This is a genomic window from Pedobacter sp., assembly GCF_040513095.1.
Taxonomy (GTDB): Bacteria; Bacteroidota; Bacteroidia; order Sphingobacteriales; family Sphingobacteriaceae; genus Pedobacter.
Window position 1 is genome coordinate 1 of record NZ_JBEVDX010000061.1, and the last position, 23,799, is coordinate 23,799.

A 23,799-nucleotide genomic window follows, 5' to 3' on the forward strand; every position below is an offset into this window, starting at 1 on the left:
CTGGATACATATGTAAGATGCTTTAAATATGAGTATTCAATTTTCTTGCAGCAAAGGTACACCGAGATTTAGTAGCATCAAAGCATTACGCACACACGCCGGAGTTTTTGACCTTTAAATTACTTAGATTCAAGACCATTCTTTCGTCATATCCGCATTCCTTTTTGTTATTGACTATATAATGCAGTAAATTTGCAACTCACAAAATCTATAACAATATGTCATCAGTAGAGACTACGTACATCCCTTACAAAGTAAAGGATATTTCACTGGCAGAATGGGGCCGTAAAGAGATAGGATTAGCAGAAGCAGAAATGCCAGGCTTAATGTCTTTACGCGAAGAATTTGGTCCGTCGAAACCATTAAAAGGTGCGCGCATTGCAGGTTGTCTGCACATGACCATCCAGACTGCAGTTTTAATTGAAACTTTAGTTGAACTGGGTGCAGAAGTAACCTGGTCATCCTGCAATATTTTTTCTACACAGGATCACGCTGCTGCTGCAATCGCTGCTGCAGGTATTCAGGTTTATGCCTGGAAAGGTCTGAACGAAGAAGAGTTTGACTGGTGTATTGAACAAACTTTACACTTCGGCCCTGAGCAACAGCCATTAAATATGATCCTGGACGATGGTGGTGATTTAACCAACATGGTTTTTGACAGGTTTCCTGAGCTGATCGCTGCAATCAAAGGTCTTTCGGAAGAAACTACCACAGGTGTTCACCGTCTGTACGAGCGTATGAAAAACGGAACATTACATTTACCGGCTATCAACGTAAACGATTCAGTAACCAAATCTAAATTTGACAACAAATATGGCTGCCGTGAGTCACTGGTAGATGCGATCCGTCGTGCTACTGACGTAATGATGGCAGGTAAAGTTGCTGTTGTAGCAGGTTACGGTGATGTAGGTAAAGGTTCTGCAGAATCACTGAGCTCACAGGGTGTACGCGTTATCGTTTCAGAAATTGATCCGATCTGTGCTTTACAGGCTGCAATGGAAGGTTATGAAGTGAAAAAATTCGCTAATGCCGTTAAAGAAGCTGACATCGTTGTAACGACTACAGGAAACTGTGACATCGTTCGTGCTGAGCACTTTAAAACAATGAAAGATAAAGTTATCGTTTGTAACATAGGTCACTTCGACAATGAGATCGACGTTGCCTGGTTAAATACAAACTATGGCGATACTAAAGTTGAGATCAAACCACAGGTTGATAAATATACAATCGACGGTAAAGATGTGATCTTACTGGCTGAAGGACGTTTGGTAAACTTAGGTTGTGCTACAGGCCACCCAAGTTTCGTTATGTCTGCTTCATTCACTAACCAGACTTTAGCACAACTGGAATTATGGACTAACCCTGGTAAATATGAGAACAAAGTTTATGTTCTTCCTAAATACCTGGATGAGAAAGTTGCCCGTTTACACCTGGCTAAAATAGGTGTTGAATTAGATGTATTGGATACCCACCAGGCTGATTATATCGGCGTACCGGTTGAAGGTCCTTTCAAAGGAGAAGCTTACAGATACTAATCTTAAGAAATCTTTAAAAAGGGGATACGCTGAAAAGTGTATCCCCTTTTTTATGTTACAATAATATTATACCTCTTCATGATGAATGAATTATCTTTGTAGATGGCAAAACTATCAGTAAACATCAATAAAATAGCTACACTGCGCAACAGCCGCGGTGGAAATAATCCTGACCTGGTAAAGGTAGCGCTGGATTGTGAGCGTTTTGGTGCCGAAGGAATCACCGTTCATCCAAGACCTGACGAAAGACATATCCGTTACCAGGACACATTCGACCTGAAAGCAGCAATCGCAACAGAATTTAATATAGAAGGAAATTGCCGGGAACAAAAGTTTGTTGACCTGGTACTGGCGAACAAACCTGCACAGGTAACCCTTGTTCCTGATGCTGAAGGACAGATTACTTCCAACCATGGATGGGACACGATCAAACACCAGGATTACCTGAGGGAAATGGTAAGTATCTTCCAGCTGGCAGGCATCAGGGTATCGATATTTATTGATCCCGTAAGAGAAATGATTGAGGCCGCAAAAACTACCGGAACAGACCGTATCGAGCTTTACACGGAAGCCTACGCAGCAAACTTTGCAAAGGACCGTGTTACCGCGATTGCACCTTATATCCAGGCTGCGCATACTGCAAACAAACTGGGTCTGGGGATCAATGCCGGGCATGACCTCGACCTGCAAAACCTGAAATATTTCGCAGACAACATCCCGAATTTACTTGAAGTATCGATAGGCCACGCGCTCATCAGTGATGCCCTGTACCTTGGTTTGGAAAACACAGTTCAAATGTATCTGAGGCAACTGAATGACTAAGTTATTCGTCTGATTATGCATTAGAATAAAAACGGAATATTTAGTACCTTCGCGCAACTTTTATTGTTATACTTCATGAGTTTAAATATCCATTACAAAGAAGACTTTAAAGACCGTCATATCGCTCCTAACCAGGAGGATACAGACGCAATGCTGAGCATACTCGGCTTAGATTCTGTAAACGAACTGATCGACCAGACGGTGCCGCAAAAAATCAGGCTGAAACGTCCGCTGGACCTGCCGGTAGCAAAGTCTGAAAAAGAATACCTGGAAAGTCTTAAACAAACGGCTTCACTGAATAAGGTTTTTAAATCTTATATCGGACAGGGATACTATGATACAACTACCCCGGGAGTAATCCTGCGCAATGTAATGGAAAACCCGGGATGGTATACACAATACACACCTTATCAGGCAGAAATCGCACAGGGCCGTTTACAGGCACTGCTGAATTTCCAGACAATGGTGATTGACCTGACTGGTATGGAGATTGCAAATGCATCCCTGCTGGATGAAGGTACTGCTGCTGCTGAAGCAATGTTTATGCAGTATAGTCTGCGCAAGAATCAGCAAGCCACCAAGTTCTTTGTTTCGGATCTGGTTTTCGCCCAAACGATAGATGTTTTAAAAACCCGTGCCAATCCTTTCGGAATTGAACTGGTGATAGGTAATCATGAGACTTTTGATGTAACCGAAGAATTTTTTGGTGCTGTTGTACAATACCCTGCAGGAAACGGAGAGGTATTTAACTACACAGCTTTTGCAGAAAAAACTCATGCAAAAAATGTGAAGCTTACCGTAATAGCAGATCTTTTAAGCCTTACCTTATTAACTCCTCCGGGAGAATGGGGTGCCGATATTGTTGTAGGTACTACACAGCGTTTCGGTGTACCGATGGGCTTCGGTGGTCCTCATGCAGCATTTTTTGCTACAAAAGATGAGTACAAACGCTCTATTCCGGGAAGGATCATTGGGGTAACCATAGATAGTCACAGCAATTACGCTTTAAGAATGGCCTTACAGACCAGGGAGCAGCATATCAGAAGAGATAAGGCTACCTCAAATATCTGTACTGCCCAGGCTTTACTAGCTATTATGGCTGGTTTTTATGCAGTTTACCATGGCCCGAAAGGCTTGAAATTAATTGCGGAAAGAACCCATGGCCTGGCAGTTACCCTGGCGCAGTCACTTACTGCTATAGGATATCCAGTACTGGCTGATTCATACTTTGATACGATCCAGGTGGAACTGGGCGAATTAAAAGATTCTATCCACAGAGAGTGCGTAGATAACGAGATCAACCTGCATTACAAAGGATCGGTAGCCACAATTGCCCTTGATGAAACCACAGCTGTAGAGGACATCAAATTACTGAACAAAATATTTTCTAAAGTAAAAGCCATCGCTGCTGACAGCGTTGAACTGGCCTCAGAAAAAAACATTCAAACAGTTATCCCTGCTGAACTGCAGCGTACCTCTGCTTACCTGACACATCCGGTATTCAACTCGCACCACTCAGAACACGAGATGCTGCGTTATATCAAATCACTGGAAGCAAAGGATCTCTCACTTTGCCATTCGATGATCGCACTTGGTTCATGTACAATGAAGCTAAATGCAACAACCGAAATGGTGCCGGTTACCTGGGCAGAATTTGGTAAAGTACACCCTTTTGCTCCTGCAGATCAGGTTGCAGGTTACTACACTGTTTTCAATGAACTGGATAAATGGTTAAGTGAAATCACTGGTTTTGCGGCAATGAGCTTGCAGCCAAATGCTGGTGCCCAGGGAGAATACGCGGGACTGATGGTTATCAGGGCGTATCACCAGGACCGTGGTGATCACCACCGTAATATTGCCCTGATCCCTTCTTCTGCACACGGAACCAACCCGGCATCTGCTGCTATGGCAGGAATGAAGATTGTGATCGTGAAATGTGACGACAACGGAAACATTGATGTAGCTGACCTGAAAGCGAAAGCTGAACAACACGCAGCAAACCTCTCCTGCTTCATGGTAACCTACCCTTCTACACACGGTGTGTTTGAGGAAAGTATCATTGAGATCTGCGAAGTGATCCACGCCAATGGCGGACAAGTATATATGGATGGTGCCAATATGAACGCACAGGTAGGATTAACAAGTCCTGCAAATATCGGTGCTGACGTTTGTCATCTTAATCTGCACAAAACTTTCTGTATCCCTCACGGTGGTGGTGGTCCTGGTATGGGCCCGATCGGTGTGGGCGAACACCTGGTAAAATATTTACCTGGTCACGCTGTGGTTGACATTAACAATGAAAAGTCTATCCATGCAGTTTCTTCTGCTCCATGGGGTTCAGCTTCTATCCTGATCATATCCCATGCCTATATCGCAATGATGGGCGGAGAAGGTTTAAAACAGGCAACTGAGTATGCTATCTTAAATGCAAACTATATGAAAGCCCGTTTGGAAGCACATTATCCCGTATTGTACTCCGGCAGTAAAGGCCGTTGTGCACATGAGATGATCCTTGACTGCCGCGAGTTTAAAAACTACGGTATCGAGGTGGTTGATATTGCAAAAAGGTTAATGGATTACGGTTTCCATGCCCCTACAGTGTCTTTCCCGGTAGCGGGAACCTTAATGGTTGAACCTACTGAGAGTGAGCCTAAACATGAGCTGGACCGTTTCTGTGACGCGATGATTGCGATCAGAAATGAGATCAGCAGTGTTCAGAATGGTACAATGGATAAATCAGATAATCCTTTGAAGAATGCTCCCCATACTGTGGCAACTGTTACCGGGGATGAATGGTCACATACTTATAGCAGGAAGGTTGCAGCTTTCCCACTTGCATATGTTGCCGAACATAAATTCTGGCCATCTGTGGGCAGGGTAAATGATTCATTCGGAGACAGATCACTCGTTTGCGCCTGCCCTCCGATAGAAAGTTACATGGAAGCAGAGGCATAGTATCAAAGGACAAGTAAATAATAATTTGTATTTATAAACAAAAAGGGGGTCATTATCACATAATGGTCCTCTTTTTGTTAAATACTAATCTGAACATATACTTTACAGTTCTATTTTATATCTTTATTAAAATCCAAATCTATATAAACCACTAATCTGATGAGCGATAAAATTAATCTACTGGTAATTGATGATGATGACATTAATATTTTTATCATCAAAAAAATTGTAGAAAAAACCGGATATGAAGCTCAGATGGTGGCTAAGACAAACGGACAGCTTGCAATTGATTATCTGAAAGAATTGAAGGACGCGCAGCTTCCCTTCCCTCAGCTGATCCTGATTGACATCAACATGCCTGTACTGAATGGCTGGGAATTCCTGGAATCATACGAAAAGCTGGGCATCCAGAATGATATCGATATGTATATGCTTTCGTCTTCGGTTTATGAAAACGATATTGAGAAGGCAAAAACTTATAAAACAGTAAAAGGGTTTATTTCTAAACCCCTGTCTATCGAACGTCTTATTGAATTATTTGAAGGTAAGAATATAGAACCTATACAATCTTAAACTGGCCTTCGTCAGTTAAACCGATAAACCCCGTTGCGCTGGTCTTGCCATGATAAAAAAGGCAATTCCATCGCTCAGCGACAGCCCTTTTACCAAACTCTTCGCGCAATTCCATAGCCTTACGTCCATCAAAGTCGTACTTGGCTATAAATTTCCTAAGCAATTCACCGGGTTCAGGCAAAACATCACCCCCAAAAAATACTTTATCCGTACCATCATCGAGCAGCCATACCTGGTGGTTTGGTGTATGTGCGCCGGTAAGCTCATGTGAAATACCGGGGATAAACTCTGCAGACTCTTCTACAAAAGTAATCTGGGCGTTGCGCTGAATAAAATCAAAGATTTCTGTTCTGTAGGATGATGAGGTATTGGTGAACGCAGCCTCCCACTCTCCGCGCTGAATGACGTAGGTAGCATGCGGAAAACTCAGCTCCATGCTATTGTTCTCTTTATGTACCATCCCACCGGAGTGGTCAAAATGTAAATGAGACATCAGTACATAATCTACATCAGCAGGATCAAATCCGGCATTCCTGATATTCTCATGCAGGATCATTTCCCCATCATTATTGCTGTAGCCCAAACCGGTATCGAGTACCAGCAGCAAATCATTAAATTTAACAAGAAAAGGCTGCACGTTAATAAACAGTGATCCCGGCCTGTCTTTAGGATTATCTGTTTGAGGGTCAAAAGGAACGAATTTTTTATCGGCAGCTACAGAATAGGAACCTTCATTTAATGTGAATACTTGCAATAGCGTAGGTATTAGTCAAAAGAATAATTAATGATATATTTACAATCTGTTGCAAAGATACACAAAAACCAAATGGAGAAAAGATGGGTGCAGGCGGTAAATGGCGATAACAAAGCTACGGATTTGCTTGCACAACAATTAAATATAGACAGAAGCCTGGCAGAAATCCTGGTGCAGCGGGGCATTACAACCTTCGATGAAGCAAAAGATTTCTTCAGGCCGCAGCGCACACAGTTGCATGATCCTTTCCTGATGAAGGATATGGACAAGGCCATCAGCAGGATAGATCTTGCGGTTACAAAATCCGAAAGGGTGATGATCTATGGCGATTACGATGTGGACGGGACCACTTCTGTAGCCCTTGCTTTCAGCTTTTTCAGGCAGTTCAGTGACCATCTGGAATATTATATCCCCGACAGGCATAAAGAGGGCTATGGAATCTCTACGGCAGGTATCGATTACGCAAAATCCAAAGGCATTACACTGATCATTGCACTGGATTGTGGCATCAAATCAAATGATAAGATCGCTTACGCAAACACTCTTGGAATAGACTTTATTATCTGTGACCACCATCTACCGGGAGATGAACTGCCGGCTGCGGTTGCGGTACTTGACCCGAAACGTGCAGACTGCCCGTATCCTTTTAAGGAACTTGCAGGCTGCGGCATCGGCTTTAAGCTGGCCCAGGCCTATTGTTACACCCATCAGCTTCCAGAGAGCATGTACGAGCAGTATCTTGACCTGGTGATGGTTTCTATCGCTGCAGATATTGTTCCTGTAGTAGATGAGAACCGTACACTGGCTTATTTCGGGCTGCTCAAATTGAATTCAGAACCCTGCACAGGTCTGAAAGCTTTAATGGACAGCTGTGGCAAAAACAAAAACTTCACCCTTACTGATGTAGTTTTTACCCTGGCACCCAGAATCAATGCCGCAGGGCGGATGGACCATGGCAATCAGGCAGTGAAAATGTTGTTATGTACGGAGGATGACCTGGCTGCAGAACAAAGCCTTTTCATCAATATCCAGAATACCGACCGTAAAGTTACTGATGCCAATATTACAGCTGAGGCACTGGCACTGATTGACGACTCTGAATTGCTAATCGGCAAAAAGACTACTGTAGTTTATAACGAAAACTGGAATAAAGGCGTTATTGGTATTGTAGCATCACGTTTAACAGAAAAATACTACCGCCCAACCATCGTATTGACACATTCTAATGGTTTTCTGACAGGATCGGCCCGGTCTGTACCCGGCTATGACCTCTATGAGGCCTTACTAGGCTGTGCAGATCTGCTGGAGCAGTTCGGCGGGCATAAGTTTGCTGCGGGACTGACGATGAAACCTGAAAATATCAATGCATTCTCTAAACGTTTTGAAGATATCGTGAGCGCCACCATTACGGATGACCTGCTTTGTCCCGAAATCCTGATTGACAGCAAGATCAATTTTTCACAGATAGACGGTAAATTTCAGCGGATTATTGCTCAGATGGCGCCATTTGGCCCTATGAACCTGGCCCCTGTATTTGTTACTGAGGGAGTTACTTACGCAGGCAGGCCTTATATTGTCGGAACAAAACATTTAAAGTTGAGCATTAAACAACAAAATTCAGCTATTTTTGAAGCCATCGGTTTCGGACTTGCAGAATTTGAGAATCTTTTACAACCTAATGTACCTTTTTCTGTTTGTTATACAGTTGAAGAAAATATCTGGAAAGATCAAAGGCGGCTGCAGTTGAACATTAAAGCGATCAAAATTCCTAACCAATAACATCAATGATATTAAGAGCTGATAATCTTATAAAAAAATACAAACAGCGGACCGTCGTTAACGATGTTTCGTTCAGCGTGAGCCAGGGCGAGATAGTAGGATTGCTGGGACCTAACGGTGCCGGAAAGACGACCTCTTTTTATATGATTGTGGGATTGATTAAACCCAATGAAGGCTCTATTTTTCTAGGTGATGAAGATATTACCAAAGATGCCATGTACCGCCGCGCCCAAAAGGGAATTGGCTACCTGGCGCAGGAAGCTTCAGTTTTCAGAAAGCTTTCTGTGGAAGACAATATCCTGTCTATCCTGGAAATGACAGACATGACCAGGGTCGAAAGGGAAGAAAAACTAGAAGAGCTAATTGATGAGTTCAGCTTGCATAAAGTACGCAGAAACCGGGGCGATCTTCTTTCGGGAGGTGAACGCCGGAGAACCGAAATTGCAAGGGCCCTGGCGGCAAGCCCGAATTTCATTTTACTGGATGAGCCATTTGCCGGGGTAGACCCTATCGCAGTGGAAGAGATCCAGACTATTGTTGCCAAACTCAGAAATAAAAACATCGGGATCCTGATTACCGACCATAATGTGCAGGAAACGCTTTCTATTACCGACAGGGCTTACCTGCTGTTTGAGGGCAAGATCCTTGAATCAGGAACACCTGAAGTGCTTGCTGCCAACGAGATGGTCAGGAAAGTTTATCTCGGTTCTAATTTTGTACTTCGAAGTAAAAACCTATAATTCTATACTAACCAAATATGGCAATCGTAAATTCAATTTTTACCTGGTACATGAAAAAGCGCGTCCATCAGATTGAGCTTTTTATGAAATATCCGGTAGATGTACAGGAAGAGTGGTTTCACAACCTGATCAACTGCGCAGAAAACACTGAGTGGGGCAAAAAATACGATTATAAGTCCATAGAGACTTCCAGGCAGTTCAAAGAGCGTGTTCCACTCCAGAACTACGATAGCATGAAGCCCTACATTGAGCGCATGCTGCAGGGAGAACAAAATATCCTCTGGCCATCAGAAATCAAATGGTTTGCAAAATCATCCGGAACTACCAGTGATAGGAGTAAGTTTATTCCGGTATCACCAGAAGCACTGGAAGAATGCCATTTCAAAGGAGGTAAAGACATGATCTCTATCTTCTGTAACAATAAGCCAGGCAATCAGATCCTCACAGGAAAAGCACTTGTACTGGGAGGAAGCCATCAGATCAACCAGCTCAATGAGGACACCTATTATGGTGACCTGTCTGCTGTACTGATTAAAAATCTGCCGATGTGGGCCGAGTATTACCGCACTCCGGATATTTCCATTGCCCTGATGAATGATTACGAGCAGAAGATGGAAAGAATGGCAGAAGCGACCATTAGGGAAAACGTAACCAATATCTCGGGAGTACCCACCTGGACGATTGTCCTGGCGAAGAAGGTCCTGGAAATTACAGGCAAAAATAACCTGCTGGAGGTATGGCCCAATCTGGAACTGTATTTTCACGGCGCTGTAAATTTTGGCCCTTACAGGGAGCAGTTCAAAGAATTGATCCCTTCTGAGGAAATGTATTACCTGGAAACTTACAATGCATCTGAAGGCTTCTTTGGCATACAGGATCAGGTCAGATCCGAAGAGATGCTGCTGATGCTGGATTACGGTATTTATTATGAGTTTCTTCCGCTAGAGCAACTTTGTGATGAAAACCCTGTAACACTAAGCCTGGAAGATGTGGAGCTGCATAAAAACTATGCAATCATAATTTCAACCAACGCAGGATTATGGAGATATGTTATTGGCGACACTGTACAGTTTACCTCGCTTTCTCCTTTCAGGATCAAAATCACCGGCCGCACAAAACACTTTATCAATGCTTTCGGTGAAGAAGTAATTATTGATAATGCAGAGCAGGCGATCAGTAAAGCATGTAAGGAGACAGGTGCTGTTTTTAAAGATTATACGGCCTGCCCTATTTACTTCAGGGGCGACAAAGCCGGAGGTCATGAATGGATCATAGAGTTTGACCAGCAGCCCGATAATTTCGAAAAGTTTGTGGATATCCTGGACCAGACCCTGCGCGAGATCAATTCAGATTATGATGCCAAACGGTTTAACAATATGGCCCTATGCCGTCCCAAGGTGCACAATGCCCCACACAACACATTTTATAACTGGCTCAAATCAAAAGGTAAACTTGGCGGGCAGCATAAAGTTCCCAGACTGGCAAATGAGAGAAAGTATGTAGATGAGATTCTTCCCATGATACAGCCTGTTACCTCAAACCGTTAAAGCCCCTTAAACCTGTGAGATCAGAAACTTGATAAAACCAAGGCAAAATTTAATTATATTCATATTTCAATTTGGTGAAGAAAATAATTGATATTTAAAGTATCAATCTCTCAAATTTGATCAAACATTGATAAAAATAATAATTGAACAACAATCAATCCAATTTTTTGTTTATTCAGACACACGCTTTTAAAAAAAACCTGCCCGACCTAACACCTGAGAGCTAACAGATTCACTTTCACCCAGTAATGAAATAAAGATCAATGATTAATTACAAGATGCCTGTTAATATAATTCCTGATGACGAGATGGTCAGGATGGATGCATTAAACAGATTTGAAATTTTGAATACACTTCCGGAAAAAGATTTTGATGCAATTACTGTACTTGCTGCAGAAATTTTTGATACAGAACGGGCGCATATCTGTTTTGTAGATAAAGAACAGGTTTTTATAAAAGCAAGCGTTCCTACTGACTATGAACCAAGGGCAGTTGCACGGGTACAAAGCCTTTGCTCGCTGAGTATTCTAAAAGAAGGGGTTACCGTATATGGCGATACCCTTCAGTGTTATGAACTGATGGATAGCCCTTTTCTCTCTACTGAGGAGGATATCAGGTTCTATGCAGCTGCACCGATCAGAAATAAAGAAGGCTCTGCACTGGGAACGATCTGTGTTACAGACAGCAAGCCGCATATGGACGTAACAGAGAAACAAACCAAATTATTGCAGCTGCTGGCAGATACTGTAATGGAAAAACTGGAGACCAGGCTGGCCGGCAGACAGCAGCTGAAATCCCATGAAGAATCCCTCCGGCGCCTGTCGCACGATCTGAAAAACCCGGTTACATCCATCTCTTTGTACGCTCAGTTACTTGGCAGCCGTGAGATGAGTGCAGAGAAAGTTTTTTCAATGGCTTCTAAGATTGAAATCTCCTCCAAAAAAATAGAAAACCTGCTGAGTAGTATAGTTGCTAACAATACCACTAACGGCTCAGCTAAACCTATCCGCTCAAAGCCGGAATACCATTCTTAAGATCGGTACGGTAATCATCCTATTTAAACCTCAGCCAGGTACTTGTGTACAAAGCTGATTGCCATTGAGCCTTCACCTACTGCAGACGCCACCCTGTTCATCGCTCCCGCACGCACATCGCCCGCGGCAAAAACCCCTGCACAACTGGTTTCCAGCAGGTAGGGATCACGCTGCAGTTTCCAGGTTTTCTTAAACTCTTCATAATTGCGCAGTTCACGCCCGGTTTCAATAAAGTCCTTGTCGTTTTTAATTATAGCCAGCTTAATCCAGTCTGTATAGGGCCTTGCACCAATGAAAATGTAGAGTGCGCCCGCTTCTCTGGTATGCGTTTCCTTTGTTTTGATATTGATCAGCGTCAGTTGCTCCAGGTGCTGATCGCCGGTGGCTTCGATAAGTTCCGTATTTGGCAGCACATGGATGTTTGGGGTCAGCTCAATCTGCTCTATCAGGTAAGCCGACATTGTAGCAGAGAGATCATCCTTCCGTATAATGATACTGACATTTGAAGCAAATTTGGAGAGGTACATTGCCGACTGACCGGCAGAGTTACCGCCACCGATGATAAAAACATCCCTTCCTTTACAGGCTGATGCTTCTGTATTGGCTGCACCATAATAAATACCGGCACCCGTAAAATTCTCTACGCCCTTCACCTCAAGCTTGCGGTAATCCACTCCTGTGGTAATTACAACCGATCGGGTAAGGATATCCGGTCCGTCATCGAGTACAATGGTTTTATAACCATCTTTTTGTTTGATATCGCTTACAGACTGCGGCGACAGGAATGCTGCGCCCAGCCTGGTGGCCTGGCTCATTGCCCTTCTCGTGAGATCGGCTCCGCTCAATCCTGAGGGGAATCCCAGATAATTCTCAATTCTCGAACTGGTACCGGCCTGACCGCCCGGGGCTTTGCGTTCGATCATCAGTGTTTTCAAGCCTTCGGATGCACCATATACCGCAGCAGCAAGCCCAGCCGGTCCGGCACCGATGATCACTACATCATAAATATCATGCATGATCTCCGGGTTCTTTCCGATTTTTGCGGCAATATCCTTGATTGAAGGCTTCGTCAGGAAAGAGCCGTCGTCAAAAAACACCAGCGGAAGGTCATCATTACAGAGGTTATTGATGCTCAGGAGACTTGAGGCATCAGGGTGTGTCTGTACATCCAGCCATCTGTAAGGAATCAGGTTACTTCCCAGGTAGTCTTTCACGAGGTGAGACTGTGGCGAAAACTGGAATCCCACCAGCTTTATGCCTTTGAATTCAGGGATATAGTCCCCCTGCCAGTCGTCCAGCAGGTCGTTGATTACCGGATAAAGTTTTTCCTCAGGCGGGTCCCATGGTTTAATCAGGTAATAATCTAGTTTCACCTCATTGATCGCCTTGATGGCTGCGTCTGTATCAGAATAGGCTGTCAGCAGTACCCTTTTTGCCTCGGGAAAAATCTTAATTGCCTTTTCCAGGAAGGCAACGCCATCCATCTCGGGCATGCGCTGATCACAGAGGAAAAGTGCGATGACATCCGAGCTGTTCTTCAGATCAATCAGTGCTTCCAGGGCTTCATTTGCAGAGGTCGTACTGATGATTTTATATTCATTTCCATATTGCCTTTTCAGGTCGCGGCTGATTGCACGCAGTACCTGGGGATCGTCGTCAATAGAAAAAATTATAGGGAGGTTCATATAGTAGTCTATTGTTTAAATTAAAAATTCATTTAGTTATCCAGGGGGAAGCAGACAATAAACTCAGTACGTCCGGGCACAGATTTCACTTTTACTGATCCGTTGTGCTGATAAATAATACGCTGTACCACCTCTAATCCCATTCCTGTACCCTTTCCCATTGGCTTTGTGGTATAAAAAGGGTCAAATATACTCGGGAGGATTTCAGCGGGAATGCCGGGTCCGTCGTCTATCAGGAGAACCTGTACGAAGTCCTTGTCCCTTTCCGTTCTGATGGTCAGTGTTCCTTTGCCATTCACTTCCATGGCATCAACTGCATTATCGATAATATTTGTCCACACCTGGTTCAGTTCTCCAATCAGCCCTTTAACCGGGGGCAGGGTTTCATCATACTCTTCAACCACCTGGATATTGCCCTTTCTGATTTTATAGCCCAGCATGGTCAGTGTATTGCGTATCCCAATGTGAATATCTGCAAATTGCTTATCCTGGGCACGATCCATATGTGTAAAATTCTTTATAGAAGTAACCAGGTCGGCAATTCTTTTTGAAGACAGCTGTATATCCTGAACCATTTTTTCTGTGACCAGCAGGTTGCTGATCCAGTTAAACATCGGGGATAAACATGCGGGCGGGATGGCGGCAGCACAAGCCTGGAGACTTTCAACAGAGAAGCTGAAGTCCGCAAAACTTTCAGCAATCGCATAACCGTTTTCAATATCATGGTCTTCAAACCAGTCTGTGATTTCATCTTCGAGGGCCATCCTCTCCTTCAGGCTCAGACGCGCGTGGTCTGTTACAGACAGGACTTTAAAAAGTTCCTTGTTCAGCTGGTCAACCTGTTCTTCATCGATACGGATCATCACCATTTCCTTAAAAAGCTTCGGGTCCAGTCTAAGGTGTTCCTTCAGCGAATCTGAGTCGCGGGCAATTGCTGATGCCGGATTGTTCAGTTCATGGGCAAGACCTGCGGACAGTTTACCGAGGGCCATCATCTTTTCATTCTGCTGCTGAAATGCAGTAAAATCCCGCACACGGTTACTCATCACGTGGACAAAGGCCTGGGTGAGCTCAAAATGTTCTTTGATCAGCTCGGGTATCTTTTCCAGTGGCAGACTCAGCATCTGCAGTTCGCCGATTGCTACACCATACCCCCCGGCTACTTTACCCCGGGAATAAGGAAGGTATCCTGTGATATCGCCCGGGCCGAAGGTAACAATTTCTCTTCTGGAACCATTCTGGATCATATAGAACTGAATACCCCCTTCAATGACGATGTGTGGACCAGTAAGCTGATCACCAGGTTTGAACAAGACCTCCCCGTCATCAATCAGTCTGTTTTCACTTTGATCTATAAACCATTGTAACTGTTCATCTGGAACATTAACAAAAACTTCGAGTGATTTGAGCCAGGATAAATTAACCGTTTGCATGCGATAAATTTAGTTAAATCCTGTCTTACTCTGGTAGGAAAGACTGCTATATATTTCTTCAGGGTGTCAAATTAAATGTAAAAAAATGTTAAATATACACGGTACCTGCTTTATTCGTCGACACATTCAAGCCACTGGTCGATACCATAGCTTTTGGGAATAATTTATCGGAGATGTACGCGTTTTCAAATCATCTAAACAACTGATTGATATGGTATTATTATTATGCGGTCTTTCCGGCGCCGGAAAAACTACCCTTGCAAACACAGTAAAAAACAGGTTAAGCCAGTCAGGAATGAACACTGAAATCATTGATGGCGATGAATACAGAAGCACGCTTTTCAGAGAACTCAGCTATTCAAAGCCAGACAGGCAGGAAAACATCCGGCGGCTGGGATTCATTGCCAACAAGTTTTCGGAATGTGGCATTGTGACTATTGTTAGTGCTATCAACCCCTATGATGAAGTGAGGGAAGAGCTGAAAGAGACCTATGAAAATGTGAAAACTATCTTTGTGGACTGTCCGGTAGATACCCTGATCGGCAGGGATACCAAGGGATTATACAAAAGAGCGATGCTGCCTGATGGCCATCCTGAAAAGATCAGTAACCTTACCGGTATCAACGATCCCTTTGATGTACCCGCTTCGCCAGATCTTTACCTGAACACAGATGTTCTGGATATCCAGGAATGCACCTCCCTGCTCTGCAGTTTTATCATAGACAATAATTGATTTGGATACAGCAAACGAAGCTTTGGACAACAAAATCCTAATTATCGCCGGCATGCACCGTTCGGGCACCTCAGTACTCAGTCAGTGGTTGTACAATTGTGGCCTCCATTTGGGCGACAGGCTGCTGGGACCTGCCATAGGTAATGCTGAAGGGCACTTTGAAGACATGGATTTCCTCCAGTACCACGAAGAGATACTTGGGGAAAACGCTTTTGGTTATGTTCACGCTCCCATATCCGCCCTCTCCGTTTATCAGAAAGAAAAACTACGCTCTGTTATCAGTTTTAAGAATACATTGCAGCGGGAATGGGGTTGGAAAGAACCAAGGACCTGTCTTTTTCTGGATCATTACCAGGCCTTAATCCCCAATGCCTATTACCTGATTATCATTCGCAATTACGGCGAAACGGTCAGTTCTTTAATTCAACGGGACCTCAAGGAGCTGGATAAGTATTATTTATCCAAAAGCTGGTTTTCACGGCAGAACTGGAAAAATAGAAAAAGAAGCCGCAGGGCAAAGGAGCTGTACGCCACTACTGCCGAATTTTATCTTAAAGTTTGGATAACTTACAATGAAGCGCTGTTAAAAGCAATAGAAAGCCTTCCTGCAGGACAGTTTATTGTTACTGATCCCAGCCGGCTCACTGAGCACAGCACTAAAATATTCAGCAGGCTTTCATGCGAGTGGGGGTTCTCCCTGCAATACGCCGATTTTAATAAGATCTATAAAAAGGCACTTTTAAGCGAGGTTACCGCTATTGATCCCTTTGTAAGTAACAAGATGCTGCTGGACAAAGCCCGGAGTTTAGAAACTAAAATTAAGTCGCACATGAGCTGAGGGTAACAATATAAAGCTTAATTTTATGCGATTTTTAATTTGAATGACAGAGAATAACGAACCCCCTGAATTATTTGTAGTTGGAGCCGGCCCGGGTGATATCGATTTGATGACCATTAAAGGTTATAAAATATTGCAGCAGGCAAACGTTATTTTATATGATAACCTGGCCAATAAAGAACTGCTGAGCATTGCCAGGGAAGATTGCGAGAAGATATATGTGGGTAAACAGCCTTACGGGGAGTATACTCCGCAGGAAACCATACATGAAATGATCAGGCATTATGCTTTCATGAAAGGGAAAGTTGTGCGTTTAAAGGGTGGCGACCCTTTCATCTTTGGCAGGGGCTTCGAGGAGATCCTCTATGCACGGGCGCAGGGGATCAAAACCCATTTTGTTCCGGGGATTTCGAGCATGCAGGCTACAGGATTTGAAGACATACCCCTCACACACAGAAATGTGAGTGAAAGCATCTGGGTTGTTACCGGAACCAAAAAGGACGGCACTTTGTCAGCCGACCTCCGTCTCGCCATACAGAGCAATGCAACGGTAGTCATTTACATGGGGATGAAACAATTACAATCCATTGCAAACACGTATCTTGACGCAGGTAAGGGGAATACACCCGCTGCAATCATTCAGCATGCATCCTTACCTGAACAAAAATCGGTTAAAGGACTGGTTCAGGACCTGCCTGCAATGGCAGCATCGGCACAATTGACCTATCCGGCTATCATCATCATCGGATCAGTCGTAAATTTATCACAATGAAGGAGGGACTAATGCTAAAAGAAGGCGTTTTACTTTGCGGCCACGGCAGCAGAAAACCTGCAGGTGTGGAAGAATTCAAAAACCTTGTAGCACTCCTGAAAGACCGTTACCACGGCGATTACGAAGTAGATTATGGCTTTTTAGAATTTAATCACCCCCTGTTTGAAGCAGCCGTAGAGCGTTTATACAGCAAAGGTGTTCGTGTTATTTATGCTTTACCGGTTATTCTTTTTGCAGGGGCACATGCAAAAAATGACATTCCCTATGAGCTCAATACGATCCAGTCCTACTACCCAGATCTTCAGATCAAAATGGGCAGTCCCATTGGAGTAAACTCTTTCGTTTTGGATCTTGCGAAAAAGAGAATCGAAGAAACCGAACTTCGTTTGAGCCCCCTGGACCGCAGGGAAACCTGCCTGGTTGTGGTGGGAAGAGGGACTACAGATCCTGATGCCAACAGCGATGTAACCAAACTGATGAGTATGCTTTGGGAAGGTATGGGCTTCGGCTTTGCTACTACGGCTTACAGCGGTACGGCTTATCCCTCAGTAGACCAATCCCTGGCCCTGGTAGAAAAATTGGGCTTTAAAAGAACCATAGCCATCCCCTTTTTCTTTTTCACAGGAGTTCTGCTGGACAGGATCCATACTACGCTCGAAGAAAAAAACAGTCGTTCTGAACAGGAATTTATCTATACAGCACCTTTTGGAACTGATGAGCTGATGTTAAAAGCATTTGACAGCCGTCTGGAAGAAGCTGTACACGGAACCGGGAATATGAACTGCCAGTTATGCAAGTACCGCAAACAGATTATCGGTTTTGAAGAAGAGGTTGGAAAAGAACAGATAGGGCATCACCTCAATGTAAAAGGCGTGCTTTTTGAAGAAGATGACAAAGTGGGAGAGAAAAAAAATACGCTGGGCAGTCAGTTTAAAAAGCTGCTGGGCATTTAAGACAGGATCAGCGTGTAGATCCAGACACAGCCGATCGTAATTGATGCCAGTCCGGCAATACCGTTCATCCATTTAAAAATCGCCATATTCTTTTCCAGAAAGCGGCTCATAGTGTGGATCAAAACATAGCTGTAAACGCTCATTGCCACAATAATCCCTACGGATTCAATTACCAGAACCAGTATCGAAGCTCCGATTGTGGGCGCACTGATCACCAGTGCTGTAGTTAAAGCACCGCCTGTACCTGCCAGTCCGTGCAGCATTCCTACCCAGAATGATCTGGTTAGTGGGTTCATGCTAATTTCCTCCCCTTTTTTTCCATGTAAATGAATAGGATTGGACGCAAGGTGTTCATGGGCTTCTATTTTTTTATTGTCCCTGATCATTTCATTGATCTTGTAATTGCTGCGGATGGCATTCAAGCCCAAGATAAGCATAATCGGCCCAATGGCGATTTCGGCCCATTCAGAAATATTGGTCACGTATCTGTGCAGTGAAGCTTTAAAAAGCAGCGCAATAACGCCGAAAATAATCAGTGTAACCGAATGGCCCAGCGCCCATTGCGAAGCCCTGAAGATCACTCCCCAGGAAATACGTTTTTTATTCAGTGCCTGTTCTGAGGCCAGAACAGATACAGCCGTCACGTGGTCTGGTTCAAAAGAGTGTAAAATGCCGGCGATCAGCGGGCGGCTTATGCTAAGAAAATTCATTTGGATATTGTATGTATTCACCATCCCTGCTGATCAGGAACAAAACCAGATCGGCTGAAGGAATTAAAACTGAACAATTTTCATAGCAGGCTTTCAGCAAGGCCAGATAAAAGGGTTCAGAGCCGGCAAAGCTAAACAAATCGGTTAAACGGCCGGCCATATTGAAGGATAGAATCTGTTCTAACAAGTCTTGTGGGTAGCCTGCATCTTTCGCCATTTGCCATACGAACTCCTTATTCCAGGTATTTTTACCGCTGTGCGTATCCATCATACCTTCGGCCAGTTTTACTGATTTGCCCAGCATGATCCCCAGGTAAACCTTCTTTATTGCCGGGCTGAGGGCTATCTTTTCCAGGGTTTCCCCTATCCAGTTGCCGTAATGTATAAATGCAAATTCAGGCAGATCAGGAAATAACAGCTTCAGGTTTTTTTCACTCCTGGCTCCGGAGTTGATCACAAGTTCCTCTGCACCGTTTGCAACGGCTACGTCTATGCCCTGAGTAATGCTGGCAATATATGAAGAGGCCGAAAAAGGGGTCACAATGCCTGTTGTTCCCAGGATGGAGAGGCCGCCTATGATTCCCAGGCGCTCATTGAGCGTCCTTTTGGCGATCACTTCACCGTTCTCCACAAAAACCGTGATCTCCACTCCTTTATGCTCCAGCTGATTTTCAGAGAGTAGTTTCTTACAGGCATTCTGCATCATCTGTCTGGGAACAGGATTTATCGCCGGTTCCCCTACGCCTATCTCCAGGCCCGGGAGAGTAACTTTACCTACACCCCTCCCCTGTAAAAACGTGATGCTGCCCGAGTCATTTAAGCTGACAGTAGCACCGATAATTGCGCCATGTGTAACATCAGGATCGTCTCCTGCATCCTTTTGAGTGCTACAGGTACAGGAGGATGTATTAAGATCACAGGAAAAAATCTGGAAAAGGTGTTCCTGACCTATGGGAAGGGTAACCAGAATCTCCGTTATGGTATTTCCATTGATCAATGCCTGCAGGGCAGCCTTGGCACAAGCAGTTGCGCAGGCACCCGTTGTAAATCCTGTTCTTAAGGGACCATCCGGTATAGGCTGAAGTTCACTCATTGTATCCTGCTTTTATTTCTACCTCTTTCCTGCTCTTTATGGCTTAATCCAGTTGTCCAAATCCTGTAATTGATGTACAGTCTCAAATAAAGCTGAAAGCTCCGGCTTTTTAATGATAAATATAGGGATATGGCAGCTCATTGCGGCTTCAATTTTTGCATCCAGTTTTCCATTGATGCCACTTTCTTTCGTCAGGATGACTTCTGGCCTCAGCTTGCTGAACAGCTTCAGCTCTCCTTCTTTTTCCTGTGGCAATCCAAATAGCAGCTGACCTGCCGGAAAATTATAGCTGGCGGCAAGATCGGCAGCGTACTTACGATCCAGGATCCTGAACCAGCAGGGATAATGCTGCCAGAAGCTGCTGAGCAATGGAATAGACTGCACGCCCGTTAACGCGAGCATGGAGCGGTAACCCTTTAACTTCCGCAGTGCTTCAGTATAATCACTGATGTAATGCACCAGGGGGCTCGCTATTCTTTCGGGAAACTCCCTTTCAAAGCGGACTACCGGTAACTTTTCTGCAATTGTTGCTACAGTAGCGTGTAGCTCCGCAGCAAAAGGGTGACAGGCATCGATAATCAGGCTAACTGCATTCAACCTGCAAAATTCCTTTAAACCATCTGCATTTAGGCTTCCGGACCTGTATTTTCCCTTACCATAAAAAGCTACTTCCGTCCGGGTAGAGTAGATATAGTCTGCCCCGGCCTTATCAAGATAGCCAGCAACCTGTTTACCTTCCGTTGTTCCGCCAAGTAAAAGAATCATTATATAGTTTGATCTTCTTCTTTGATCAAATTACCATTTTTATCTTTTTTCCGGAAAATATGATGCCAGTTGTCGCCATATAACCAGGAACGGTTTTTTCTGGCGCCTATGGCTTCGCCTACAATCACCAGCACAGTACGTGTTAATTTATTGTCCCTGACGATCCTGCTCAGCTCGTCCAGTTTTCCTGTCCATACTTTTTCATCTTTCCAGCTCACTCGGAAAAGCACAGCTACAGGGGTTTCTGCCGGGTAATGCTGTAAGAGTTGTCCCTCTACTTTTTTGATAATCCCGGCACTGAGAAAGATACACATGGTAGCCCTCAATTTGGCCATTTCCTCAAGTTTCTCATGCTCAGGCATTGGTGTATTGCCTTCACCGCGGGTGAGTATGATTGTCTGTGCCACTTCAGGAATAGTAAATTCTGACCTGAGGTAGGCCGCAGCAGCCTGGAAGGAAGAGATACCGGGGACAATGAAGTATTCATAGTTTCTTTCATCAAAGATTGTCATTTGCTCCTGGATTGCTCCGTAAATAGAGGGATCACCGGAATGCAGCCTTACAATCAGTTTCCCCTGCAGGTACATCTGGTCCATCAGTTCTACCTGCTCTTCCAAAGTCATTGCGGCAGAATTTCTAACGAGCGCACCTGCTTTTGCAATATTGGTCAGTTCTTCAGGCACCAAACTTCCGGCATAGAGGATACAATCAGCTGTTTCGAGCAATTCTTTTCCCCTTACGGTGATATATTCTGGTGCTCCGGGGCCTGCACCTACGATAGCTATCTGTCCTTTTCTTTCGAAAGTACTGATCAGGCATATGGCATGGGTAAACATTTTGCCCGAAGAAACCTCCGCTTTGGTTTTCTCTACAAGCCAGGTGGAGGCATTGGCTACCAGTGCAGAAGAGCTTTCTGAAACGCCCTGAATACCTATTTTTTCAAGTACCACATCCGAGGGATTGGCCAGAGGCATCTTTCCCAGATCTGCTGCAGGGAAGGTCGTAAAATGCCAGTTATATCTAGCGGCGATAGCAATGTAAGCCGGTTCAGCTGCTTTAATATCCACAGAGCTGATCACCGCTATACTTTGATAAGCAATATGTTCATTTGATAACTGTTTCAACAGCACCTCTTCAAACAATGCAGGTTCTATATCTTTGGAACATCCTGTCCCTAAACTTAAACAGGCAGGATAGAATGACAAGGTTGGGATTGTACTATCAAAAAGTTCATATCCCACATAAATCAGCAATTCATACTTTCCCTGGTCAACTGCTGACAGATCGTAGTAAATATCTGTAAAAGCAGGTTTTGTTTTTTCCAGGAAACCTGTCCCGGCATCTTTTACTTTTAGCACCAGGGCAGTCGGGCGGTTGTTCACAAACAGGGAAACAGCCTTGTTGAAAGTTCCTTCAGCACTCTTATCGGATCCATTGGCACTGGCAGACCAGCCAAACTTTTCTGCCAGCAGGTCCAGCGACCAGATTTCCTGCAGATCGCTGGAAGTAGTGATTACTGCCTGTGCCTGTAACACACGGCTTAATCTCTTGGTCAGTTCGTTTGCCCCACCGGCATGTCCGCTTAATACCGACTGTACGAAGTTTCCCTGTTCATCGATATTGATCACTGCCGGATCTGTCAGTTTATCCTGGATATAGGGAGCAATGCCTCTAACACAAATTCCCAGTGCACCGATAAAGATCCAGACATCATACCGCTGAAAGTTATCTTTTAGCAATACATCCAGGTTCTCCAGTTTCAATACATCCTTCGAAAAGTTAGTTTGTCTGCTTGTATATAATTTACTGCGCTGAAATTCTTTTTGAATGACCTTCCCGATTGCCAGTCCGCTGTCGGTGAAAGCTACAACACATACTTTTTCCTCTTTTAACATGGTTCTTTTGTCGCTTTTAAAATGGTGATTTCATTATGTGCATCTACTTTTAACCTCAAAGGTTCATCCAGTTTCCAGCTCACCGTGCTGCAAAAGGTTATAAAATCTTTGACGGAGTCTTCCTGCACTGCATTGATGACAACGACTCCCCCAGCAGACAGGTGCTGGTCAATAAGCTGCAGCAGCTCATTTAAGCGGCCTCCATGCCCCCCTATAAATACAGCCTGGGGTTTGCTTACTTCTTTCAGGTCCGTATCAAAGATATCACCTATATAGGCACCGATACCCGGAGTACCGAATTTATGCTGATTATTTTGCAGGATCTTTAAACACTCTGTTCTTTTCTCAAAAGCCCGGATCTCCAGCTGGGGGAAACGAAGTTTTGCTTCGATACTCAATGAGCCTGTGCAGAAACCGATATCCCATAATACAGATTTTGATCCAAGGTCAAGCGCATGTAATGAACATAACCTTACGGGCATCTTTGTGATCATGTTGGGCCGTCCTTTCAGTCCTTCGAATAAAGCATCTGCAATTCCAAACCCGATTTCCCGCTGAGTTTCCTTTTGCAGGACCACACAGTTCAGCGGATGAAAGGTAAATTCAGCGGCTTCTGCCAATCCAAGATGGCTGATTTTCTCGTTCTCTCCTTCAAGGTCTTCACCTATCCAGATGGAATAATTGTTATAGCCGAAGGCCAGCAATCTTTTGGCAATGGCCGAAGGGCATTTCTCCGGATCGGTCAGAATGCCGATCAATGGTTTTTGCTGTATGATAACTTCATCCAGTGCTGCCCATGATCTGCCGTGAACACTCACACTCTGTAAAAGGTTACTGTTGAGGTTTGCCCTGTGGATCAGTAACTGAACAGAGCTGAAATAGGGATAGGTATGGATTTCTGCATCAGGCAACTTTGTCCGCAGCGTATTGGCAATACCATAAAACAGTGGGTCGCCGCTTGCAAACACGATTACAGGCTTACGTGCCTGCTGATAACTCTCAAAAAGCTGATCCATTGGCGATTGTACCGGCAGCCAGGTATGAGCCCGGGGAAGTAAATGTGACACCAGCTCATAATGACGATGCCCGCCACTGAAAACAGTATTGCCCTGGATTAAAGATAAAACTTCTCCTGCAAACTCCGTTTTCCTGTTCCCGATTCCTATGACATGAAAGACCATCT

20 protein-coding genes are annotated in these 23,799 nt (G+C 44.3%); 12 read left to right on the top strand and 8 right to left on the bottom strand.

The window, feature by feature from the left end:
• Positions 1-218 precede the first annotated feature (218 nt).
• The 4 genes from ahcY to ABWY16_RS08060 all read left to right on the top strand — a co-directional run bounded on the left by ahcY (position 219) and on the right by ABWY16_RS08060 (position 5,885).
• The gene (gene ahcY, locus ABWY16_RS08045) at positions 219-1,535 is read left to right on the top strand and encodes an adenosylhomocysteinase (RefSeq protein WP_353904130.1); all 1,317 of its coding nucleotides are present in this window, start codon (positions 219-221) and stop codon (positions 1,533-1,535) included.
• 102 nt (positions 1,536-1,637) lie between these two features.
• Positions 1,638-2,357 carry a pyridoxine 5'-phosphate synthase gene (locus tag ABWY16_RS08050; protein ID WP_353904131.1) on the top strand — a complete coding sequence of 240 codons (720 nt, stop codon included), beginning with the start codon at positions 1,638-1,640 and terminating at the stop codon, positions 2,355-2,357.
• A gap of 75 nt (positions 2,358-2,432) precedes the next feature.
• The gene (gene gcvP, locus ABWY16_RS08055) at positions 2,433-5,312 is read left to right on the top strand and encodes an aminomethyl-transferring glycine dehydrogenase (protein WP_353904132.1); all 2,880 of its coding nucleotides are present in this window, start codon (positions 2,433-2,435) and stop codon (positions 5,310-5,312) included.
• Between the two features lie 159 nt (positions 5,313-5,471).
• Positions 5,472-5,885 carry a response regulator gene (locus ABWY16_RS08060; RefSeq protein WP_353904133.1) on the top strand — a complete coding sequence of 138 codons (414 nt, stop codon included), beginning with the start codon at positions 5,472-5,474 and terminating at the stop codon, positions 5,883-5,885.
• Here ABWY16_RS08060 and ABWY16_RS08065 read toward each other — a convergent pair.
• Complete coding sequence (locus tag ABWY16_RS08065; protein ID WP_353904134.1) at positions 5,872-6,639, bottom strand: MBL fold metallo-hydrolase; 768 nt, start codon at positions 6,637-6,639, stop codon at positions 5,872-5,874. The genes ABWY16_RS08060 and ABWY16_RS08065 overlap by 14 nt on opposite strands.
• Before the next feature lie 72 nt (positions 6,640-6,711).
• On the opposite strand from ABWY16_RS08065, the gene recJ reads away from it, so the two are divergent.
• The 4 genes from recJ (at position 6,712) to ABWY16_RS08085 (ending at position 11,739) form a co-directional block, all read left to right on the top strand.
• Positions 6,712-8,418, top strand: coding sequence for a single-stranded-DNA-specific exonuclease RecJ (gene recJ / locus ABWY16_RS08070; RefSeq protein WP_353904135.1), 1,707 nt, complete (start codon positions 6,712-6,714; stop codon positions 8,416-8,418).
• Between the two features lie 5 nt (positions 8,419-8,423).
• Positions 8,424-9,158, top strand: a complete 735-nt coding sequence (gene lptB, locus ABWY16_RS08075; protein ID WP_353904136.1) for an LPS export ABC transporter ATP-binding protein — start codon at positions 8,424-8,426, stop codon at positions 9,156-9,158.
• A gap of 17 nt (positions 9,159-9,175) precedes the next feature.
• Positions 9,176-10,705 (top strand): GH3 auxin-responsive promoter family protein, encoded by a 1,530-nt coding sequence (locus ABWY16_RS08080; RefSeq protein WP_353904137.1) that lies wholly within the window; start codon positions 9,176-9,178, stop codon positions 10,703-10,705.
• 278 nt (positions 10,706-10,983) lie between these two features.
• Complete coding sequence (locus tag ABWY16_RS08085; RefSeq protein WP_353904138.1) at positions 10,984-11,739, top strand: sensor histidine kinase; 756 nt, start codon at positions 10,984-10,986, stop codon at positions 11,737-11,739.
• A gap of 23 nt (positions 11,740-11,762) precedes the next feature.
• On the opposite strand, the gene ABWY16_RS08090 is transcribed toward ABWY16_RS08085, so the two are convergent.
• Positions 11,763-13,424, bottom strand: a complete 1,662-nt coding sequence (locus tag ABWY16_RS08090; RefSeq protein WP_353904139.1) for an FAD-dependent oxidoreductase — start codon at positions 13,422-13,424, stop codon at positions 11,763-11,765.
• A 32-nt stretch (positions 13,425-13,456) separates the two neighbouring features.
• Positions 13,457-14,857: an ATP-binding protein gene (locus tag ABWY16_RS08095; RefSeq protein WP_353904140.1), complete on the bottom strand. Its 1,401-nt coding sequence runs from the start codon at positions 14,855-14,857 to the stop codon at positions 13,457-13,459.
• Between the two features lie 205 nt (positions 14,858-15,062).
• On the opposite strand from ABWY16_RS08095, the gene cysC reads away from it, so the two are divergent.
• Genes cysC through ABWY16_RS08115 form a run of 4 tightly spaced genes read left to right on the top strand, consistent with a single transcriptional unit; the run spans position 15,063 to position 18,153 of the window.
• The gene (gene cysC / locus ABWY16_RS08100; protein ID WP_353904217.1) at positions 15,063-15,590 is read left to right on the top strand and encodes an adenylyl-sulfate kinase; all 528 of its coding nucleotides are present in this window, start codon (positions 15,063-15,065) and stop codon (positions 15,588-15,590) included.
• A 1-nt stretch (position 15,591) separates the two neighbouring features.
• Entirely contained in the window at positions 15,592-16,428 is an 837-nt protein-coding gene (locus tag ABWY16_RS08105) for a sulfotransferase family protein (protein WP_353904141.1), read from the top strand.
• A 43-nt stretch (positions 16,429-16,471) separates the two neighbouring features.
• Positions 16,472-17,200 (top strand): uroporphyrinogen-III C-methyltransferase, encoded by a 729-nt coding sequence (cobA, locus tag ABWY16_RS08110; protein WP_353904142.1) that lies wholly within the window; start codon positions 16,472-16,474, stop codon positions 17,198-17,200.
• Positions 17,197-18,153 (top strand): sirohydrochlorin chelatase, encoded by a 957-nt coding sequence (locus tag ABWY16_RS08115; RefSeq protein WP_353904143.1) that lies wholly within the window; start codon positions 17,197-17,199, stop codon positions 18,151-18,153. The genes cobA and ABWY16_RS08115 overlap by 4 nt, the downstream gene beginning before the upstream one ends.
• On the opposite strand, the gene ABWY16_RS08120 is transcribed toward ABWY16_RS08115, so the two are convergent.
• From ABWY16_RS08120 to cbiE, 5 genes are read right to left on the bottom strand one after another with little or no spacing between them, the layout of a single operon-like run.
• A complete protein-coding gene (locus ABWY16_RS08120; protein WP_353904144.1) occupies positions 18,150-18,863 on the bottom strand; it encodes a hypothetical protein in 714 nt (237 codons plus the stop codon). The two genes, ABWY16_RS08115 and ABWY16_RS08120, sit on opposite strands and share 4 nt — an antisense overlap.
• Positions 18,850-19,956, bottom strand: coding sequence for a cobalt-precorrin-5B (C(1))-methyltransferase (locus ABWY16_RS08125; protein WP_353904145.1), 1,107 nt, complete (start codon positions 19,954-19,956; stop codon positions 18,850-18,852). Before ABWY16_RS08125 ends, ABWY16_RS08120 begins: the two co-directional genes overlap by 14 nt.
• A 36-nt stretch (positions 19,957-19,992) precedes the next feature.
• Positions 19,993-20,721, bottom strand: coding sequence for a precorrin-6A/cobalt-precorrin-6A reductase (locus ABWY16_RS08130; RefSeq protein WP_353904146.1), 729 nt, complete (start codon positions 20,719-20,721; stop codon positions 19,993-19,995).
• On the bottom strand, positions 20,721-22,616 hold the full coding sequence (cobM, locus tag ABWY16_RS08135; RefSeq protein ID WP_353904147.1) for a precorrin-4 C(11)-methyltransferase: 1,896 nt from the start codon (positions 22,614-22,616) through the stop codon (positions 20,721-20,723). Before cobM ends, ABWY16_RS08130 begins: the two co-directional genes overlap by 1 nt.
• On the bottom strand, positions 22,610-23,797 hold the full coding sequence (gene cbiE / locus ABWY16_RS08140) for a precorrin-6y C5,15-methyltransferase (decarboxylating) subunit CbiE (RefSeq protein WP_353904148.1): 1,188 nt from the start codon (positions 23,795-23,797) through the stop codon (positions 22,610-22,612). Before cbiE ends, cobM begins: the two co-directional genes overlap by 7 nt.
• Between the last annotated feature and the right edge of the window lie 2 nt (positions 23,798-23,799).

Excerpts from the sequence above, each read along its gene's own strand:
- cobA (WP_353904142.1), top strand. The coding sequence starts at position 16,472 with ATGACAGAGAATAACGAACCCCCTGAATTATTTGTAGTTGGAGCCGGC.
- ABWY16_RS08120 (WP_353904144.1), bottom strand. The coding sequence starts at position 18,863 with ATGAATTTTCTTAGCATAAGCCGCCCGCTGATCGCCGGCATTTTACAC.
- ABWY16_RS08080 (WP_353904137.1), top strand. The coding sequence starts at position 9,176 with ATGGCAATCGTAAATTCAATTTTTACCTGGTACATGAAAAAGCGCGTC.
- ahcY (WP_353904130.1), top strand. The coding sequence starts at position 219 with ATGTCATCAGTAGAGACTACGTACATCCCTTACAAAGTAAAGGATATT.
- ABWY16_RS08115 (WP_353904143.1), top strand. The coding sequence starts at position 17,197 with ATGAAGGAGGGACTAATGCTAAAAGAAGGCGTTTTACTTTGCGGCCAC.
- ABWY16_RS08085 (WP_353904138.1), top strand. The coding sequence starts at position 10,984 with ATGCCTGTTAATATAATTCCTGATGACGAGATGGTCAGGATGGATGCA.
- ABWY16_RS08095 (WP_353904140.1), bottom strand. The coding sequence starts at position 14,857 with ATGCAAACGGTTAATTTATCCTGGCTCAAATCACTCGAAGTTTTTGTT.
- lptB (WP_353904136.1), top strand. The coding sequence starts at position 8,424 with ATGATATTAAGAGCTGATAATCTTATAAAAAAATACAAACAGCGGACC.
- recJ (WP_353904135.1), top strand. The coding sequence starts at position 6,712 with ATGGAGAAAAGATGGGTGCAGGCGGTAAATGGCGATAACAAAGCTACG.
- gcvP (WP_353904132.1), top strand. The coding sequence starts at position 2,433 with ATGAGTTTAAATATCCATTACAAAGAAGACTTTAAAGACCGTCATATC.
- cobM (WP_353904147.1), bottom strand. The coding sequence starts at position 22,616 with ATGTTAAAAGAGGAAAAAGTATGTGTTGTAGCTTTCACCGACAGCGGA.
- ABWY16_RS08050 (WP_353904131.1), top strand. The coding sequence starts at position 1,638 with ATGGCAAAACTATCAGTAAACATCAATAAAATAGCTACACTGCGCAAC.
- cbiE (WP_353904148.1), bottom strand. The coding sequence starts at position 23,797 with ATGGTCTTTCATGTCATAGGAATCGGGAACAGGAAAACGGAGTTTGCA.
- ABWY16_RS08090 (WP_353904139.1), bottom strand. The coding sequence starts at position 13,424 with ATGAACCTCCCTATAATTTTTTCTATTGACGACGATCCCCAGGTACTG.
- ABWY16_RS08125 (WP_353904145.1), bottom strand. The coding sequence starts at position 19,956 with ATGAGTGAACTTCAGCCTATACCGGATGGTCCCTTAAGAACAGGATTT.
- ABWY16_RS08130 (WP_353904146.1), bottom strand. The coding sequence starts at position 20,721 with ATGATTCTTTTACTTGGCGGAACAACGGAAGGTAAACAGGTTGCTGGC.
- ABWY16_RS08060 (WP_353904133.1), top strand. The coding sequence starts at position 5,472 with ATGAGCGATAAAATTAATCTACTGGTAATTGATGATGATGACATTAAT.